Source organism: Synechococcus sp. R5-12, assembly GCF_047502655.1.
Taxonomy (GTDB): Bacteria; Cyanobacteriota; Cyanobacteriia; order Thermostichales; family Thermostichaceae; genus Thermostichus.
Map to the genome: position 1 here is coordinate 1 of NZ_JANSIM010000138.1, position 15,940 is coordinate 15,940.

Annotated in this window: 17 protein-coding genes and 1 tRNA gene; 5 read left to right on the plus strand and 13 right to left on the minus strand. The window is 55.0% G+C overall.

The window, feature by feature from the left end:
- The first annotated feature begins 168 nt into the window (after positions 1–168).
- From NW843_RS08100 to NW843_RS08115, 4 genes are all read left to right on the plus strand, one after another.
- A complete protein-coding gene (locus tag NW843_RS08100) occupies positions 169–615 on the plus strand; it encodes a pentapeptide repeat-containing protein (protein ID WP_414522633.1) in 447 nt (148 codons plus the stop codon).
- A gap of 52 nt (positions 616–667) precedes the next feature.
- Entirely contained in the window at positions 668–943 is a 276-nt protein-coding gene (locus tag NW843_RS08105) for a lipopolysaccharide assembly protein LapA domain-containing protein (protein WP_414328974.1), read from the plus strand.
- A gap of 197 nt (positions 944–1,140) precedes the next feature.
- Complete coding sequence (locus tag NW843_RS08110) at positions 1,141–2,400, plus strand: 4-hydroxy-3-methylbut-2-enyl diphosphate reductase (protein ID WP_011434194.1); 1,260 nt, start codon at positions 1,141–1,143, stop codon at positions 2,398–2,400.
- Positions 2,401–2,426: 26 nt separating this feature from the next.
- A complete protein-coding gene (locus NW843_RS08115; RefSeq protein ID WP_414413507.1) occupies positions 2,427–3,377 on the plus strand; it encodes an AEC family transporter in 951 nt (316 codons plus the stop codon).
- Here NW843_RS08115 and NW843_RS08120 read toward each other — a convergent pair.
- Both NW843_RS08120 and NW843_RS08125 read right to left on the minus strand, forming a co-directional pair.
- A complete protein-coding gene (locus NW843_RS08120; protein ID WP_414357973.1) occupies positions 3,374–3,616 on the minus strand; it encodes a hypothetical protein in 243 nt (80 codons plus the stop codon). The two genes, NW843_RS08115 and NW843_RS08120, sit on opposite strands and share 4 nt — an antisense overlap.
- Positions 3,617–3,787: 171 nt before the next feature.
- Complete coding sequence (locus NW843_RS08125) at positions 3,788–5,323, minus strand: hypothetical protein (RefSeq protein ID WP_414522634.1); 1,536 nt, start codon at positions 5,321–5,323, stop codon at positions 3,788–3,790.
- A 94-nt stretch (positions 5,324–5,417) separates the two neighbouring features.
- Between NW843_RS08125 and NW843_RS08130 the strand changes: the two genes are divergently transcribed.
- Positions 5,418–6,386 carry a YgfZ/GcvT domain-containing protein gene (locus NW843_RS08130; protein ID WP_414522635.1) on the plus strand — a complete coding sequence of 323 codons (969 nt, stop codon included), beginning with the start codon at positions 5,418–5,420 and terminating at the stop codon, positions 6,384–6,386.
- A 65-nt stretch (positions 6,387–6,451) separates the two neighbouring features.
- Here NW843_RS08130 and NW843_RS08135 read toward each other — a convergent pair whose 3' ends face one another.
- The 11 genes from NW843_RS08135 to NW843_RS08185 form a co-directional block, all read right to left on the minus strand.
- Entirely contained in the window at positions 6,452–6,706 is a 255-nt protein-coding gene (locus tag NW843_RS08135) for an HNH endonuclease (RefSeq protein ID WP_011430012.1), read from the minus strand.
- Between the two features lie 2 nt (positions 6,707–6,708).
- A complete protein-coding gene (locus NW843_RS08140) occupies positions 6,709–7,131 on the minus strand; it encodes a KGK domain-containing protein (protein WP_083757681.1) in 423 nt (140 codons plus the stop codon).
- Positions 7,132–7,141: 10 nt separating this feature from the next.
- Entirely contained in the window at positions 7,142–7,507 is a 366-nt protein-coding gene (locus tag NW843_RS08145; protein WP_414522636.1) for a KGK domain-containing protein, read from the minus strand.
- 27 nt (positions 7,508–7,534) lie between these two features.
- Positions 7,535–7,963 carry a KGK domain-containing protein gene (locus NW843_RS08150; RefSeq protein ID WP_041436828.1) on the minus strand — a complete coding sequence of 143 codons (429 nt, stop codon included), beginning with the start codon at positions 7,961–7,963 and terminating at the stop codon, positions 7,535–7,537.
- The gene (locus tag NW843_RS08155) at positions 7,938–8,348 is read right to left on the minus strand and encodes a KGK domain-containing protein (RefSeq protein WP_011430011.1); all 411 of its coding nucleotides are present in this window, start codon (positions 8,346–8,348) and stop codon (positions 7,938–7,940) included. Before NW843_RS08155 ends, NW843_RS08150 begins: the two co-directional genes overlap by 26 nt.
- 47 nt (positions 8,349–8,395) lie before the next feature.
- Positions 8,396–10,897, minus strand: coding sequence for a dynamin family protein (locus NW843_RS08160; RefSeq protein WP_414522638.1), 2,502 nt, complete (start codon positions 10,895–10,897; stop codon positions 8,396–8,398).
- 237 nt (positions 10,898–11,134) lie between these two features.
- A tRNA-Phe gene (locus NW843_RS08165) sits at positions 11,135–11,207 on the minus strand.
- Positions 11,208–11,266: 59 nt separating this feature from the next.
- Positions 11,267–11,920, minus strand: a complete 654-nt coding sequence (locus NW843_RS08170; RefSeq protein WP_414332238.1) for a Crp/Fnr family transcriptional regulator — start codon at positions 11,918–11,920, stop codon at positions 11,267–11,269.
- Positions 11,921–12,237: 317 nt separating this feature from the next.
- Positions 12,238–13,833 (minus strand): AAA family ATPase, encoded by a 1,596-nt coding sequence (locus NW843_RS08175; RefSeq protein WP_414522640.1) that lies wholly within the window; start codon positions 13,831–13,833, stop codon positions 12,238–12,240.
- 75 nt (positions 13,834–13,908) lie between these two features.
- Complete coding sequence (locus NW843_RS08180; RefSeq protein ID WP_414332236.1) at positions 13,909–14,478, minus strand: hypothetical protein; 570 nt, start codon at positions 14,476–14,478, stop codon at positions 13,909–13,911.
- A 33-nt stretch (positions 14,479–14,511) separates the two neighbouring features.
- Positions 14,512–15,513: a zinc-dependent alcohol dehydrogenase family protein gene (locus NW843_RS08185; RefSeq protein ID WP_414522639.1), complete on the minus strand. Its 1,002-nt coding sequence runs from the start codon at positions 15,511–15,513 to the stop codon at positions 14,512–14,514.
- Positions 15,514–15,940: the final 427 nt, after the last annotated feature.

Below are 15,940 nucleotides of genomic sequence, written 5' to 3' on the forward strand. Positions count from 1 at the left end.
TGAACAGTGATGTTCAGCAGTGTTCAGCGTAAATGTATCAGACGCGACAGGCACTGAACACTCTGGAAGTGTTTGTTAGCGTTTCGTAGGTCTTTCGGAGCGGTCATCAGTACCCCGTTGAGCAGCCAGAAATTGTTAAGCTTAACGCACGGATGGCAGTATCCGGCCATGCCCCGAGTGACAACTGCTGACGATCTGCTGACAGAATATGCCTCTGGCGAGCGCAACTTTCAAGAATCCAACCTGGTGGGGGTGGACTTGGTGCGCTCCAACCTGCAAGGGGTGAATCTGAGAGGGGCCAACCTCTCCTTTGGCAAGCTGAGTGGCATTAACCTGCAGGAAGCCGATTTGCGCGGCGCCGATCTCAGCTCGGCCAACTTGATGGGGGCCAACCTCCGCGGGGCCAATCTTTGGGAAGCCAACTTGATCGGCGCGGATCTCAGCTTTGCCGACTTGCGGGAAGCCAACTTGCACGGTGCCTACCTTTGGGAAGCCAAGCTAACCCGTGCACAACTGCAGGGATCCGATCTGAGCGGGGCAAAAATCGGCGGAGCAGTGCTGACCGGCGCTGACCTCAGCGGAGCCACCCTACCCGACGGGAGTGTGCGGGCTTGAGCCACCCCCCCACCAGACAAGGCAGAATGGAACTGTTGCGACGGGATCCCTGATGTTGCTGCTGTTCAACTTGGTCTTGACACTGCTGCTGGCTTTGGGAGTGGCAGTCCTGGCCGGGCAAAACCCCACCACCCTGACCGTACATTTCTTAATGTGGCGCTCGGTGGAGCTGCCTTTGGGATTTCTCATCGCCGTGGCCGTCGGCCTGGGCCTGTTGACGGTGGGGCTGGGCTCTCTCCTCTGGCCTGGGCGCAGCTTTTCTGCCACCGCCCGCCAATTACAGGAACGGGTGCGCCAACTGGAAATGCAGGATCAACCGCCCCAATAACGCACAATTCCCAAAGGGATCCCTCTGCTTTCTGGCTTTGGCTCAACAGCTTCGATCCCGCCGTTGACTTGCTGGACGATTTTGTCGGTGGCCCTGAGGAAAGCGTGCCGAAATAGCTCGCCGACTGAGACTGGGCGTAAGCTGAGAAAGGATCCCTTCGCCGTCTGCTTGATCAGTGCGTATCTCCAACCGTAACCATGCCTCATTCCCAACCCACTTCCCCGGATCCCTCTCCCCAAGACCCACGGGCCCTGCGCAAAGCCCTGCGCGGATCCAGTACCTACTTTGCCAAGGGATTTGAAGAACACAAGGATCAGGCTCAACTGGAGCTGCAAACCACCTACAAAAGCCCCCTTGTGGAGCAAATCCGTGCCCAGTCCTACCGCTATCAGCGGGGCGACATTACCATTCACCTGGCCAGGGCCTTTGGCTTTTGCTGGGGCGTGGAACGGGCGGTGGAATATGCTTATGAAGCGCGGCGACGCTTTCCGGATCGGCAACTGTGGATCACCAACGAGATCATCCACAACCCTCTGGTAAACCAGCACCTGAAGGAGATGGGGATCCGCTTTGTGGAGAAAGGCCCAGACGGCAAGAAGGACTTTTCTCAGATCCGGCCCCAAGATGTGGTGATTTGGCCTGCTTTTGGGGCAAGTGCATCGGAAATGGCGTTTTTTCGGTCGCAGGGCAATGAGATTGTCGATACCACCTGCCCCTGGGTTTCCCGCGTGTGGAACCAAGTGGACAAGCACCGCGCGGCTCAATTCACCTCTGTGATCCACGGCAAGTACAACCACGAGGAAACCGTAGCCACCAGCTCCTTTGCCGAAAAATATCTGGTGGTGCTGAACCTGGAAGAAGCAGAATGGGTCGCTCGCTACATTTTGCAAGGCGGAGATGCGGCAGAATTTCGGCGGCGCTTTGGCAAGGCCACTTCCCCCGGTTTTGATCCGGATCGCGATCTAGAGCGGATCGGCATCGCCAACCAAACCACCATGCTAGAGGGGGAGACCCGCGCCATTGCTAAGCTCTTTGAGACCACCATGCTGCGCAAATATGGCCCCCAGGAGTTGGACAATCACTTCATGAGCTTTAACACCATCTGCAATGCCACCCAAGAGCGGCAGGACGCCATGTTCGAGCTGCTGGAGCAACCTTTGGATGTCGTGGTGGTGATCGGGGGGTTTAATTCCTCGAATACCACCCACCTGCAGGAAATTGCCCTGGCCAAGGGCTTGCCTTCCTTCCACATCGATGGCCCCGACTGCATCCAACCCAACAACCGCATCCGCCACAAGCCCCTTCACCAAGACCCGACGGTTACCGAAGGGTGGCTACCCGATGGGCCGGTGCAAATCGGCATTACCTCCGGTGCCTCTACCCCAGACCGCGTTGTCGAGGAGGTGATTCAACGCATCTTCGCCCTGCGTGAAGAACCTCGGCGGATCCCTGCCTAGGGATCCCTTCCCTCTTCCCTTTGAGCGTGCTCAACACCCTTTTTCAGGTTTATCCTCCCTTGCTGGGCTGGACGCTGCTGGGGTTTGCTCTCCAGAAGGGGCTGCCCGGCGGCTGGAATCGTTGGCTGGATCCCCACGCCTTGGGGCGATTCATGTTTTGGGTGGGAGTGCCCCTCAGCATTGTTGGGTTTATGCAGGGAGTGGATCTGTCGGGTCAAATCTGGGTTGCTCCCCTGATCTGCTGGCTGTCGGTGGGGCTGGGGTTTGCCTTGACCAGCGCTTGGCTGTGGTGGCAGCGCCGTGGTGTGGGGGATGTCCCCAACTGTTGGAGCAGCGCACAGCAGGGCAGCTTTCACCTGACCGCCACCCTGGGGAACACCGGGTATTTGGGCTATCCCATCTGTCTGGCTGTGGCCGGAAGGGCTTACTTTGGCTGGGCCCTGTTCTATGATCTGCTGGGCACTCTGTTCATGGCCTACGGGTTTGGCGTGTGGGTGGCCAGCCGCCACGGCAGTTCCCATGCCCAACCTTGGCAGGTGGGCCTCCACATTTTGCGCACCCCTGCTCTTTGGTCTTTTGCTATGGGCCTACTGCTGACCCGCGAACCCCTGCCGGGTTGGCTCTCTCAAGGGTTGGCGGCTTTTGCCTGGAGCATGATCCCGCTCAGCTTGATGATCCTGGGGATGCGATTGGCCCAGGTGAAGCGCTGGGGATCCTTTCTTGCCGCCGGAGTGGCCCTCTTGATCAAAATTGTGATTGTGCCGCTCTTGGTGGGAATCGGCCTTGCCTTCACCCCCTACCCGCCTCTGGCCAAGCTGGTGCTGGTCCTGCAGAGCGGTATGCCCCCCGCCATCGCCACCCTGGTGCTCACGGAAGAATACGACTTGGATCGGGAAATTACCGTAACTGCCTTGGCCGTGGGGTACTTAGCCGCCTTGCTGACCTTGCCCCTCTGGCTGGGACTCTGGGGATCCTAATAGGCCAGGTGAGACAACGTCTGCTCTAGGTAGCGATGCACCAGTTGATCCAGCTCAGTTTCCTGGCCAGGCGGCTCCTGTCCCTGTAGCCATCCTCGAAAACCCGAGCTTTCCACAATGGCCTGCCGCAACGGCTTCCAAACCGCTTGCGTGCGCAGTGCTGTGAGGGCCTCTGGCTCGCTGGAGTGCTCCGCACCGCTGTTGCGAGCGTGAACGGAGCTGAGAGCAGGATTGGTCATGAGAGGAAGGTGAGTAGGAGTGATTCACCCTCAGAATAACTCGGATCCCAGTTGGCTTTGGCTCTCTGGGATACAAATCTCCCCCTCTGTTCTGAACAAGCCTTCTCTCAATCGCTCAGGCAAAACCAATCCATCACCATCAACCAACTGGCGCAAGAGGCCCAGGGATCCCTAAACAAACAGTTGGCTGCGCTGCTCGACCCGCAAAGTTGGCCCCAAGGCATTGAGAAGAGAGACGCCGTAGCTGCGGGCAATGATGCGGCTATCCAAAATGGCCACCCATCGGGTGGATGAGCTGGAATCTTCTCCCGAATCAGAGCTTTGCCGCAGAGGCGCAACAGCCCGTTGCAACTGGGCAGCGGCCACCGGCAAAAGGTACTGACGGAACCAGTCCTGCTGGGTGCGTTGCAGATATTGCACCCGTCCGGCCACCCTTGGGTCTTCCACAGAAGGGAAAGGCAAAGTGGCGATCACCATCAGCTCAGGGCGAGGCAAGCCGGCCTTGTGGTGCAGCCAGTAGGGCCAGTCGCAGACCAAAATGCCCTTTTCGCCGGGGAACGGGCTGTTTACCCGCACCCGTGAGCCGAATTCGGCAGCCAAAGCCGCCCCCACCTGTGCCTGCAGAGGTTGATCCGACACCAACACCACCACAAAGCCTTGCGCTTGAGGGATCAAGTTTTTCAGCTCTTGCAGCAGGTGATCCCGAAATAGAGGGCTGTTGGGCAAGGGCAGGCGCGGCAAGTAAAGGGAAAGCTCCGCCCCGCCGGAACGTGGCCAACCCTCGCCTGAGGCAAACCGCAGCGGCGTCAGATCCGGCAAGCCCAACCGTCGCCGATAGGTTTCCGCCTGGCGATCCAGATCCAGCGCTTCCCCGATAATCACCACCGGCTGTGTGGCCCAAATGGGGGCCAACCAATCCTGCAGAGCCGTCGGGCTGTGGTGAAGGGTGAGGCGACCGGTTTCTCGGTCGGTTTCGGCCCACCAAATCCATTTGGAGACGGGATCCCCCTCAGAGCTGAGCCGCCGGCGGATTTGATCCCAGGGATCCGGCAGCCAGCCGGGGTAGCCTGTCACCAAAGACAGCACAGCATCCAGGTGAACCTGTTCATCCGCATGAAGCAGACAGCGGGAAAGAGGCCGCCGCAAAAGCTGCAGGGACAAATTGACCTGAACCTCGGAGAGCTGCTCCGCCTCGGCAGGGAAGATTTGCCGGAGCTGTTGCCAATGGCTGGCTTCCAGGGTCACCGTTAGCGCCTGGTAGGCCCAATCTTCCAGATCTTCGGCTCCGTCGAGGATCAGAGGGATCCCCGTTGGCACTTCCGAGGATCCCTTTCTCAGGCGAGCTTGCAGCCAATCCAGGGGATCCACCAACAGCAACCCCTGGAAATCGGGATCCGGCCAACGGTCTTTTTGCAGGACGGGCTTATGCAACTGCAGGGTGTGCTGTAGCCAGGGGATCTCTTCCCCCAAAATTTGCGCCTGCACAGGAGCTGTAGCGCAGAGCAAGGTGGGGTTGGGCCACATCAGGGCTGGCAGCAGGTAACTGAGGCGGTGCTGACCCCCAGCGGGCACCTGGATCAAGGTGCTGCGACCCAGCCGCAACCCTCGCGCCACCATGCGAGCCATCGTCAACTGGTGGGGCCACAGGGCTTCGGGAGACTGCCGCAAAAGCTGCCGCAACTGTTGGTGGACTTCAACCTCAATCACAGTTCAGTACGCCGGGGGTCTGCCACAGACGGTAGGGTGAACTAGCCTATTCTAGGGTAGAGAAGAAAACCAAAGCCCATCTCTGGGGTGAGCGATGTCTCTTCTAGCTGCTGTTTCCACGGGATCCCTGCTTCTGGATCGCTCCGGGTGGGGCCGTTTGCGCATGAAGGGATCCCCAGGCTTGGACTATCTGCACAACCAAAGCACCCAAAATCTGAAGGCCCTCAAGCCAGGGCAGGGGGCCGACACGGTTTTCGTGACCCCCACCGCCGGCATCCTGGATTTGGCAACGGTGTACGTGGGAGAAGAAGACTGCTGGATCTGGACTTCACCCCAGCGGCGCAGCCTGCTGATGCAGAGTTTGGGGCGCATGCTGCCTTTGGTGCGGGGAGCAGAGTTGAAAGATGAGACAGATCAGACCTTTGGTTTTGGATTGCTCGGCCCCCAGAGTCAGGCTCTCCTGGAGCAAGTGGTGAGCTCAGAAGAGATTCCGACCGGGCCTCATGAGCACTGCGCCGTGGAGATCCAGGGGATCCCTGTCCATCTGGCTTGTGGCACGGGTCTTGCCCAGCCGGGGTTTACCCTCTGGGGCACCATTGACCAGAAAGTCGCTCTTGAAGAATGCTTGCTCCAAGCCGGAGCCAAGCTGGCCCCACCTGAGCTGTGGGAAGTCCTCCGCCTAGAAGCGGGTCGCCCCGCCGCCGACCGAGAGCTGACCTCAGACTACAACCCCCTAGAAGCCGGCCTGTGGCGAGCTGTTTCCCTTGACAAAGGTTGCTACGTTGGCCAGGAAGTCTTGGCCAAGCAGGTAACCTACCGGCGCATTCGGCAAACTTTGTGGGGGATCCGCCTCCAAGGAGAAGCTCATCCTGGCACAGAGATTTTGCGGCAGGGGGAAAAGATTGGGCTGCTGACCAGTGCAGGCCTAACTTCGCAAGAGTACCTGGGATTGGGATACGTGCGCACCAAATTCAATCCTGCCGAGGGGCTGGAAGTAGAAGTCGGCTCAGCGCCGGGAGTCCTGACCCGAATGCCGTTTTTGAGCTTTCCGCCTATTGTCTGAGGTTGTTTTTGCAGACCTCTCTCCTCTCTTTTCTAGAGGGAGAAGCGTAGGCGAAACACCGCAACTCACCAGTCAAAGTGGCGGCGAAAGCGGGGATCCCGTCGATCCTTTTTGCGTCGGTTGCAGGTTTTGCACAACGTTTGCAGATTGCTGATATCGTTACTGCCCCCTTGGGCAATGGGGATGATGTGATCGATCTGAAGCTGAACCTCTGGGGGCGACTTTCCGCAACCGCGACAACGGAAGCCGTCTCTTTGGAAAACATACTCCCGCACGGCTGCTGGAATTAGAATCCTTTCGCCGGATTTTCTTTCTTTCATCGTTATTCATCCATACTGCGAAGATCGTCCAGTGGAGACTTTTCATCTAGAGGTTCTAATATCTCTTGGTCGGGTTCTTTTATCAGAAATTCAGGATTGTCAGGATAAAAGTCAATCGTAACTTCTACTCTTACTTTTACTCTACCGGTCTGCCAACCGTTAGTTTTAGGAGAAAGAATCAAGCATGGAACTCCTTTATCGAAAAAATGAACCTGATCTTCATAGGGAATACCTGTTTCTATCTGTATCTCACGCGAACTCAAGTAACTGTCTAGTCCTCTTCCCATTTGGTCAAACCTCAGGAAATAAGAATTGATAGAATCGCAAAGCTTGGAAATCATGTAGACTTCCTGCTTATTGTTCTCGTTGATAAAAGTGATAACTCCGTCTCGCAGTTGGCTAAGATTAATGGATGTTTTTGTCATCTTATCGACCTCAAGACATAGAGACAACTTGAACAGCCCGTAAATCATCCAGTATAGAATCCTCTAGTTTTCTGGGAGCGCTATCTCCAGAATCTCTATATGGGTCATCAGGAACAAACTCGAGATAAACTTTGACTGATATCTTGCCAGAGATCCACGACTTTCTGGGCTGTAAGACTCTAGATTCTATTCCATCCACGAGCATTCTAATGTCCGCATAAACCTTTCTTGATTGAAGGTAACCGTTTGTCTGGAAAATATCTGAAAGAAGGTAATTAATAATTGCACTATGCAAGCTACTTGGAAGGTAAACTTGATCACCAATCTCAACAACAGTTTCCCTATCATCTGACCTAAAAACTATCGGATCGACCACGGCATTGTCTCCTATTGCTAACAGACTTTACTGACTGACATCTCCCCGAATGTCATCCAAAGGCGATCTACTGCTCCCTGATCCCGTTTCTTCTGGCTCAAACTCAACCACTAGTCTCATCCTAACTCTACCAGCAATCCACGGTGAGCCAGGACGTAAGAGTTTAGCAGGAATTCCTTTCACGTTAGTTATTCCGTTCAAGTTGCTCCATAGAATCGAGACTCCCTTTTCGCTAAGTTTGCTGGATAAGTAGGATCTGATACTCTCATAAACAATCTCTGAGTACACCTGAGCAAACTCTTGCGAGTAGATTAGGCGTCCTCCTATATCAATGACAGTATTTTGGAAAATATCTAGCTCAACAAAGCACTCCTGAGATTGATCATTACTTGACACTTGCCCAACCCCCTCTATGTCTCTCTGGCTTAGGCTAGCTCTCACTTTCGCGAAGGTCATCCAGAGGGGATCCGCTGCTGCTCTCTGAGCCTGTATCCTCTGGCTCAAACTCTACAATGATCCGCAATCTGACTCTGCCTTTTTCCCAATCCTTCTTGCCTGGCACCAAGAGTTGACAAGCAAGTCCCTGCCCAAACCACTTCGCTTCTTGCAACAATTTTTCTTCTGGCTTGGGAGCAAGAAGGCTACTGGCAATGTTGAGCAAGTCTTCCGGCGGCAGGATCCCTGAAGATCTCAAGGCCGCAATGAACAAGCGATGCAGCTCTTCTTTCTTGGTCAAGTCCTCTTGGGCTGCTTTGACCAAGTTGGCAACCTTGAAAGTTTTCTCCCTTACAGAGAGGATCCCTTCTGGGTGCTGCTGTAGAGGTATCGATTTGGATCCCATGACTTTATCTGGATCAAGTGAAAGGCCAAAAACAAAGACAAGCCGCTCTATCTCAAATCATCGAGAATGCTATCCAACTCTGGAAAACTCTCGTCTATGGGTGTAGAACGACCAAGAGCGACTGCTTCGCTTGCATTGCTGTCACCTACTTGCTGTTCAGGAAGACTTGCCAAAATTTGAACTGACTCACCAACAGAGGAAGGTTCAGGACGAGTAATCAAGGGCAGCATCTCACGATTGAGGCCCAAAGCTTGCAGGCAGAGGTTGATCCTAGAAACAGCTTGGTTGTACTTGTCTATGCTTGCCTCCAGTTCTTTCAGCCGCTGTTGGTTAAGCGCAATTTTCTCTTCAGCCTCTTTTCTGAGAGTTGCTTCCATGAACTGCTTTGCTTCTGGGTACTTTTGCAAAATCTCATCGGCTACTTGCTTGGCAACCGGCAATAGCTGAGTTTTCAGAGTATTGTTGGTCTCTTGTCGGAAGCTAGAACGCACTGTCTGGCTAATTTTCGGCTCAAAGTCAAGCTTGAGTAATTGTCGGATTCCAGGCTCTGCGTCGCGAATAGCAGAGATGTCATAAGATTGGCTGGTTTGCTTTAGGACTTCTCGAAACTGGTAGATCGAGAATGTTCCTTCGTCGTAGAAGCGGGGACTTTCTCTGAGGTAGCGGTCGCACTCTTTTCGGGCACCATTGACAAGAGAACTCAAAGTTACCTCCTTAACCAAATGAAGCTTTTTCTCCAAGTCCCCATCGGATCCCAGTAGGCGAAACAACTGCCTGTAGTAGCTCGAGCTGCGAACTTCATCAACAAGGCGACGAAAGAAGTTCTCTACAAGCGTGCTGGCTGATTCTACCAGGATGTCCTCTAGATGGTTGGACAAATAATAAAAGGCTTCGACCAATACAGCTAAGAATGGAGCTGTGGAGTTGCGGGGACGAATGCGAACGGCTTGACTGTAAACATTGTCCAACGAAAAAGTATCCAAAAGCTCATCTAGCCTCCGTACCATCCTAGTCTTCAATTTATGGAAATCGTTCTCAAATTCTTTGTTTTCTCCGTTAATAACTTTATTGACTACTGTCTGGATATGCTCGTCAAACTCTCGGCCAATACTGGCTAGCTGCTGATTGATCAGCGTCAGCTCATAGGAAATCATGCTGTCAATCTCTTTGGGCTGGCTATCAATGTCTCGGTAGAGATCTAGATAGGACTTCCTCATCTCGATGCAGAGAGGTTGCAAATCATCGGCCAGCGCGGAAAATAGCTGTGGCCGCTTTTCTTCCGTTAAGTAACGAGTGATCCCAGCCCGAAAGTCTTCAATACCGCTATCTTTAATCATATACTCAATCAAAGGTTTTCCCCACTCCCTCAGAATCCGAACGTAGTTATTTATGGGTGTGTCGTACCCATGTACAGAAGGGCGGAACGGGGATCCAACCAACCTACCTGACGTGCAGTACTTGTTAAACTCGCTGACAAACTGGGGCGTTTCTTCCTCACCACCCAATTCTTTGATGCTTTCTGAAAAAATCGTATCCAGTCCAAATCGATCCTCGGGGGTAGTTGCCTTGATCTGGGAACCATAGAAGCCGAGAAGGCCGCTTGTCTTAAATACGCGGAGTTGACGAAACTGCTGGTCGATAATGTTTTCTAGTCTATGCTTTAGTTGTGCGTTGTACCAAGTCTCATCAATCCGGTTAAACACATAGAAGACGCGATCCCTGATGCTATCATTACTTTGAATATGCTCAATAAGCTCTGTCTCTTCCTTGGTCAGCTCACCCGTTGCAGCACACTTGAGAACGCAAACAACTGCGGACGTATCCGGATCGGCAATTTTTCGATAAGTACGCTCTGCATCCGCTTTGACTGGAGCATCGATCCCAGGAGTATCGACAATAACGTTTCCATCTTCCAGCAAGGGGTGGTGGCAATAGTATTCCACCTTTCGCAAAACTGCGCTATTGGCGCCGCGCCGGGCAAAACCCGCAGCTTCTCTTAGGTTGCCGAAGTTGAGCTGCTCCATTGAGAAAACTTTGTTCTCGGTAGGGTGAATTTTGTCCCGGTTCTGCTGGAAACCTGTAATCAACAAGCGAAGTGCATCCGCCTGCTTCGCCCGCTCTGACTTGCTTTTGCCTCCCTCCTGCTGAATAATAGCCTCAGCACGCTCCTTCAGGGGATTCAGTGCAGTGTCTTCCAGCCTGCTGAGTGACGGAGCCAAGTTTAGGAAAGCGCAGAAGGCGGTCATCTGTTCTTGCACTTCCTGCTCGCTAAGAAAAGTGAGCACTACCCTCTCCGCATTTGGCTCTGCGTAGGCGATGTAGCACTCTGTCCCTGTGGCGTGCCCTTCGGCGCTGTAGAGAAGCTCTCTTTCTAAGAGGGCATTGATTAGCATAGACTTGCCAGCACTGAAAGCACCGGCAAAGACAATCTCGAAGGTTGGAGAAATAGCTTTGCTGAGGGAAGCTTGAATCCGAGTGGTATCTTGCTTGCCTGAAAAAGTGGAATCCTGATGCCAGAGTTGCAGGATAGCTTCAACCTGCTCTTTCAAGTTCTCACACTGAGGCAGGAGCTTTACAGACATAAGAGAGCAATCTCCACAGAGGCTGCCGGGATTATAACTTGCCTATGCTTGAGGTGAGGATTCCTACAACAATTTTCTTCAGTCCCGGAGCTGTGTGGCTATATGTGCATACACGTGAAGAGAGAAGAGCAGAACTCCCCAGACCGACATAGCAAAAAGGCTTAGGTCGTTGACCCAAGCCCGCCTCAGCATACTCATACCAGATGCCAGGAACCAGACTTGAACTGGTGACACGAGGATTTTCAGTCCTCTGCTCTACCAACTGAGCTATCCCGGCTCTGGACCTACTATCTTACGATGTCGAGGGGGGTTTTGACAACTGGTGGCGCCCCCAATTTAGCCAATCAATTTCTCCAAAGCCTCCATCTGGGGGATGCAGAGAACATCTCGGTTGCGATCCCGGCGGATCAGCTCCTCTTGCTCCAGCTTGGACAGGACGCGAGTGACCGTTTCCCGAGCCAGGCCACTGAGGCTGCTCAGCTCCCGATGGGGCAAGTTGGGGATCTCTACGCCACTTCGGCTAACCCGGCCACGGGATTCGGCCAAAAACAGCAGGATATCGGCAACACGGGCCGTACTACTGGCCTCGCGCAACTGCAGACGACGGTTGATCTGCCGTAAGCGGCGCGACATGAGCTGAGCAAGGCGGATGCCGGCCTGAGGATCAGAAGCCAAAAAAGCCAGGAAGTGTTGGGCCGACAGACAACCGACTTTGGTGGCGGTTAGGGCTACAACGTCGGTAGAACGAGGCGCTTCGTCCAAAGCAGCCATTTCCCCGAAGATTTCCCCTGGACCAAGAATGGTGAGGGTGATCTCCCGGCCTTCGAGATCATGGGTGCGAATCTTGACCCACCCTTCCAGGATGAAATAAACGGCGTTACCCCAGTCATTTTGTAACAAGATGGCCTGGTTGACCGGGTGGGAGCGCAACGACATTTGCCCGGCCAGCGGCTCTAGCCTCTCAGGAGGAAAGCCCTCGAACAGGAGCATCAGGCGAAGGTCATCTGGAGTTACATCGCTCACTGTTGGATCCTCCTGCACGGGGCTGGTTCTGGTCGAGTGGGATGGGAAAAGGGTAGGCCTGCACAGACACGTCAACATGCCCCTCAGCCTACCGTCTCTCTCAGGTCTATGGCCCGCCGAGGCGAACTGCGTACCAATAGGACAGAGCTTTAGACCCAATTTTGACCTCTACTTTGGAAAGGGATCCCTGCCCAAAAAAGCTGCTGCCATCCTCTAGCCCAGAAACGGCAAAATCCATCTTGCTGATAGCAATTTTCTCGAGTTTGTGCAGTTTGAGTCGAGATCTAGACCTGCTGAAGTTGAGATGGCCAATCTTGGCTGGTATCCAAAACCTTTAAAAAAGGCCGTTCCGAATCGGAAAAATCCTGCCAGTGGGCCTGCTGTTGGGAGAGCATCTCGGCGGTGGCATCAGCAATGTCGGCAGAGTGCTGCTGATCTCCATCGCTGGAACCAGCTGGGGCCAAGAGGGGTTGAGGAGCTGAGCTACGGCGTTGTAGGCGCTCCCGCAAAACAGGTTCAGGGGCGTAGCAGTGGAGGATGCGCAGTGGGATCCCTTGGCGTTGGGCCTGCTCAATGGCCATCCCCCGCAGGGCTTGCCGGTCAAACTTGGCGTCCAGAATCACGGTGTAGCCTTCCTGGGCCAGCTCCACTCCCAACTGCACCAAGCGGCGGTAGGTTTTATCGGTCATCTCCGGGGTATAAACCTCCGGCCCCCCCCGTTGCCGCAGAGGGATCCCGGCCAAATGCTTGCGCACCGCATCGGAGCGAATGTGAATGGCTCCCCGCTGACGGGCCAAGTGGCGGGCTACCGTGCTTTTGCCGGATCCCGACAATCCCGACATCAGGAACAACTGCCCCTGCTTGGGGAGGGTGTATTCCCAGGCAAGACGGTAATAGCGGGCGGCGGTACTGAAGGCTGTGGCCTTGGCTTCCTCTGCTGCAGTGGGATCCTCCAGCAAAAAAGAGGTGACCTTGGCCCGCACGTAGGCCTGCCGATTGAGGTAAATAGGCAAGATCTTCAACCCTTCCCAATCTCCGGTTTCTTCCAGGTAGGTGTTCAAATAGGCGTTTCCCAGATCGGGGCGATGGCGGGCATCCAAATCCATCACCCCATAGGATATGTCGTACATGACATCCACAAAGCGGAAGGCTTCATTAAACTCGATGCAATCAAAAAGCAGGATCTTCCCTTCCCAAAAACAGATGTTGCCTAGGTGCAGGTCTCCGTGGCATTCACGAATGCGGTTTTGTTCTATTCTTTGTTGAAACAGCTCCTGCCGCTCAGCAAAAAAGCGATCGGTGTAGGCTTGGGTTTCTCGATATTGCTGAGCCGTTTGCGGGCCGCCGATGTAGCGCTGGGTTTGGGCGTAATTCTCGTCGAAGGCTTCTTGCACCCGTTCTGGCCGGCCAAAGCTGCGGATGTAATCGTTGGTCTCGGTTTGGGCGTGAAACCTCGCCACCACCCGCCCCAGCTCCTCCATCAAGGCCGGCGTTAGCTCTCCCCGCTCAAACAGGTTGCTGAACAGTTGCTCTTGGGGAAATTGCCGCATTTGCAGAGCGTATTCTATGGGCTCGCCGCTGCTGTTGAACTGAAATCGGCCATCGGTCTGGACAATGGGCAACACTTGCAGATAAAGGCCGGGAGCACCGCGCTGGTTCATGCGCAGCTCTTCTTGGCAAAAGTGGCGCCGCCTCTCCAGGGTGGTGAAGTTCAAAAAGCCAAAGTCTAAAGGCTTTTTCACTTTATAGGCATAGTCGCCTGTCAGCAGAATATAGGAAATGTGGGTTTGAATAAGCCGAATGGGATCCTGTACCGGATGAGGGTAGAAGGCGGGATCCAGCATCGCTTGGATCAAGGGGGGCAGGTGGGTATCGACCATGAAAAACGATAGAGATGGAAAAAGGGCTTGGACGGGGATCCCTATCTTCCGCCGACAGAGCAGATTGTCCTCCACCTATTCCTTAAAGGGCAAGGCGGCTTCTTGGGGGGAAAGACGGATGAGGCTGATCCCCTGCTGAATTAGCGTATCTTGAGCAGCACCGGAAAGAGCGTAGGGCCAGACCAGATATTTGGTGTTGATGTAGTCTTGTCCGCGCTTGGCCAGGTTTACCTGTTCCGAGAGCATGCGCACGTCTGGCCCGCGGCTGATAGTGGCTTCGGCCCGGCGAATGCGCTGCATCAGTTGGCTGAACAGCTCTTGGGGCTGCTGCACAAACACCACAATGGCCAAGTCACAGGGGTTGTAATAGTTGCCGATGCCGCAGAGGAGCAGGGCTTCGCTGGAGAGAACAAGGGTTTCTTGGTCTCCCAAGGCCACCACCGGATACAGAAAGGTGCGCACATCCTCCAGTTGCCAGTGGTTAAAAGAGTGGCTATCTACCTCCCCCCGCACCCAAGAGGAGATGGCAGGAAAAACCGCTTCGCTCAACAGCCGATAGGCCGTCTGGGGTCGTCCCAGCCAGCAGAGAGCATTTTCGTAGAAGCTCTCGTTCTCCAGCAGGTGGGGGGTGAGAGGAGCAACCATGGGCAGATCCTCAATGGGCTTTCTCCAGCATGCCTACTCGGGGATGGTTAAGGCAATTTTGCCCAGAACGGATCCCTGCTCCAGCAACCGGTGGGCGGCAGCCGCTTCGGCCAGAGGAAAGGTGTGGCTGAGCTGGATCCGCAGTTGGCCTTGGTCGATGAGGCGGGCACATTGCCTGAGGATTTCCGCCTGATTTTGTTGGGCGTTGGTCAGGCTTTTCAGCATCGGGGTGAGCATCAGCTCAAATCCCACCCGCAAGTTGCGGTCGCGAGCCACCCGCCAGTCGATCTCTGGGGACGGGGCCAGCAGGGTGACGATATCTCCGTACACGCGCACTGCGGGGAAGGTCTGCTCCAATAGCTTGCCGCCCAAGGTATCTAGGGCAAGATCCACCCCCTCTCCCCCTGTCCAGTCCAAAACGGCGCGCACAAAGTCTGTCTGCCGGTAGAAGATGGGCAAGCCGGCGCCTAGGGAACGGACAAACTCCGCCTTTTCCGGGGTGCTCACGGTGGTGGCCACTTTGGATCCCCGTAGACGGGCCAGTTGAATGGCCACATGGCCAACTCCACCCGCTCCCCCGTGGATGAGCACACTTTGGCCGGCCTGGAGACGTCCCCGGTCGTACAGCGCTTCCCAGGCGGTGATCAGCACCAGCGGGGCAGCAGCAGCCTCCGCAAAGCTCAGAGTTCTGGGCTTGGGGGCCACAAAACGCTCGTCCACCACGATCAGCTCGGCGTAATTCCCCGCCTGCTTGCCCAGACCCCCGTGGCAGAAGTACACCTCGTCTCCCACCGCAAAGTGCCTAACTCCGGATCCCACGGCTTCCACAACGCCGGCACCGTCACACCCCAAAATGGCCGGCATCTCTTCTGGATAAAAGGTGCCCCGTCGCCGCAGCTTGGTGTCGATGGGGTTGACGCCGGCTGCTCTCAGGCGGATGCGCAGCTCCCGCTCGCCGCGAATTTGGGGCTCAGGTACTTCTCGGAGCTGCAGAACCTCTGGCCCGCCGGGCACACTCATGACTACGGCTTTCATGCGCTCAAGTTGTCAGCTTCAGTTGGGTTGGCCCGCTCAAAGGATGCAGGGTAGAGTTTGTTCTGGTGATGAGAAGGTGGGCATCTCCCCATTGGGGTGTTGCTTTGCAACCCTGCGGAGTCTTGCAGCTGCTCTCTAGCCTATTTTAGCTAAACCGCCGAGAAGCCCCGCGCTGTATGCGCAGGGTCAACATACCCACGCAAAACCGAAGCCGTCACCCCACTCCATGAAGCAATAAAAAGGCTAGTGGCTAGTGACTAGTCACTACACACTACTCTACAGGGCGGTGGGGCATCCCGTCCTTTTCGCGTCAGCGGGACGTAGTCCTTAAGCTCAGGAAATGTGTAAACTACCCGACCCTGACTGCTTCGCAGTACAGAGCAGGCTTTCGGTAGCCCTGCAGTTGGCAAGCCAACCACGAACCTCT

Coding starts and splice junctions, on each gene's coding strand:
- NW843_RS08100 (WP_414522633.1), top strand. CDS start 169: ATGCCCCGAGTGACAACTGCTGACGATCTGCTGACAGAATATGCCTCT.
- NW843_RS08105 (WP_414328974.1), top strand. CDS start 668: ATGTTGCTGCTGTTCAACTTGGTCTTGACACTGCTGCTGGCTTTGGGA.
- NW843_RS08110 (WP_011434194.1), top strand. CDS start 1,141: ATGCCTCATTCCCAACCCACTTCCCCGGATCCCTCTCCCCAAGACCCA.
- NW843_RS08120 (WP_414357973.1), bottom strand. CDS start 3,616: ATGACCAATCCTGCTCTCAGCTCCGTTCACGCTCGCAACAGCGGTGCG.
- NW843_RS08130 (WP_414522635.1), top strand. CDS start 5,418: ATGTCTCTTCTAGCTGCTGTTTCCACGGGATCCCTGCTTCTGGATCGC.
- NW843_RS08135 (WP_011430012.1), bottom strand. CDS start 6,706: ATGAAAGAAAGAAAATCCGGCGAAAGGATTCTAATTCCAGCAGCCGTG.
- NW843_RS08140 (WP_083757681.1), bottom strand. CDS start 7,131: ATGACAAAAACATCCATTAATCTTAGCCAACTGCGAGACGGAGTTATC.
- NW843_RS08150 (WP_041436828.1), bottom strand. CDS start 7,963: ATGACCTTCGCGAAAGTGAGAGCTAGCCTAAGCCAGAGAGACATAGAG.
- NW843_RS08155 (WP_011430011.1), bottom strand. CDS start 8,348: ATGGGATCCAAATCGATACCTCTACAGCAGCACCCAGAAGGGATCCTC.
- NW843_RS08170 (WP_414332238.1), bottom strand. CDS start 11,920: ATGCTCCTGTTCGAGGGCTTTCCTCCTGAGAGGCTAGAGCCGCTGGCC.
- NW843_RS08175 (WP_414522640.1), bottom strand. CDS start 13,833: ATGGTCGATACCCACCTGCCCCCCTTGATCCAAGCGATGCTGGATCCC.
- NW843_RS08180 (WP_414332236.1), bottom strand. CDS start 14,478: ATGGTTGCTCCTCTCACCCCCCACCTGCTGGAGAACGAGAGCTTCTAC.
- NW843_RS08185 (WP_414522639.1), bottom strand. CDS start 15,513: ATGAAAGCCGTAGTCATGAGTGTGCCCGGCGGGCCAGAGGTTCTGCAG.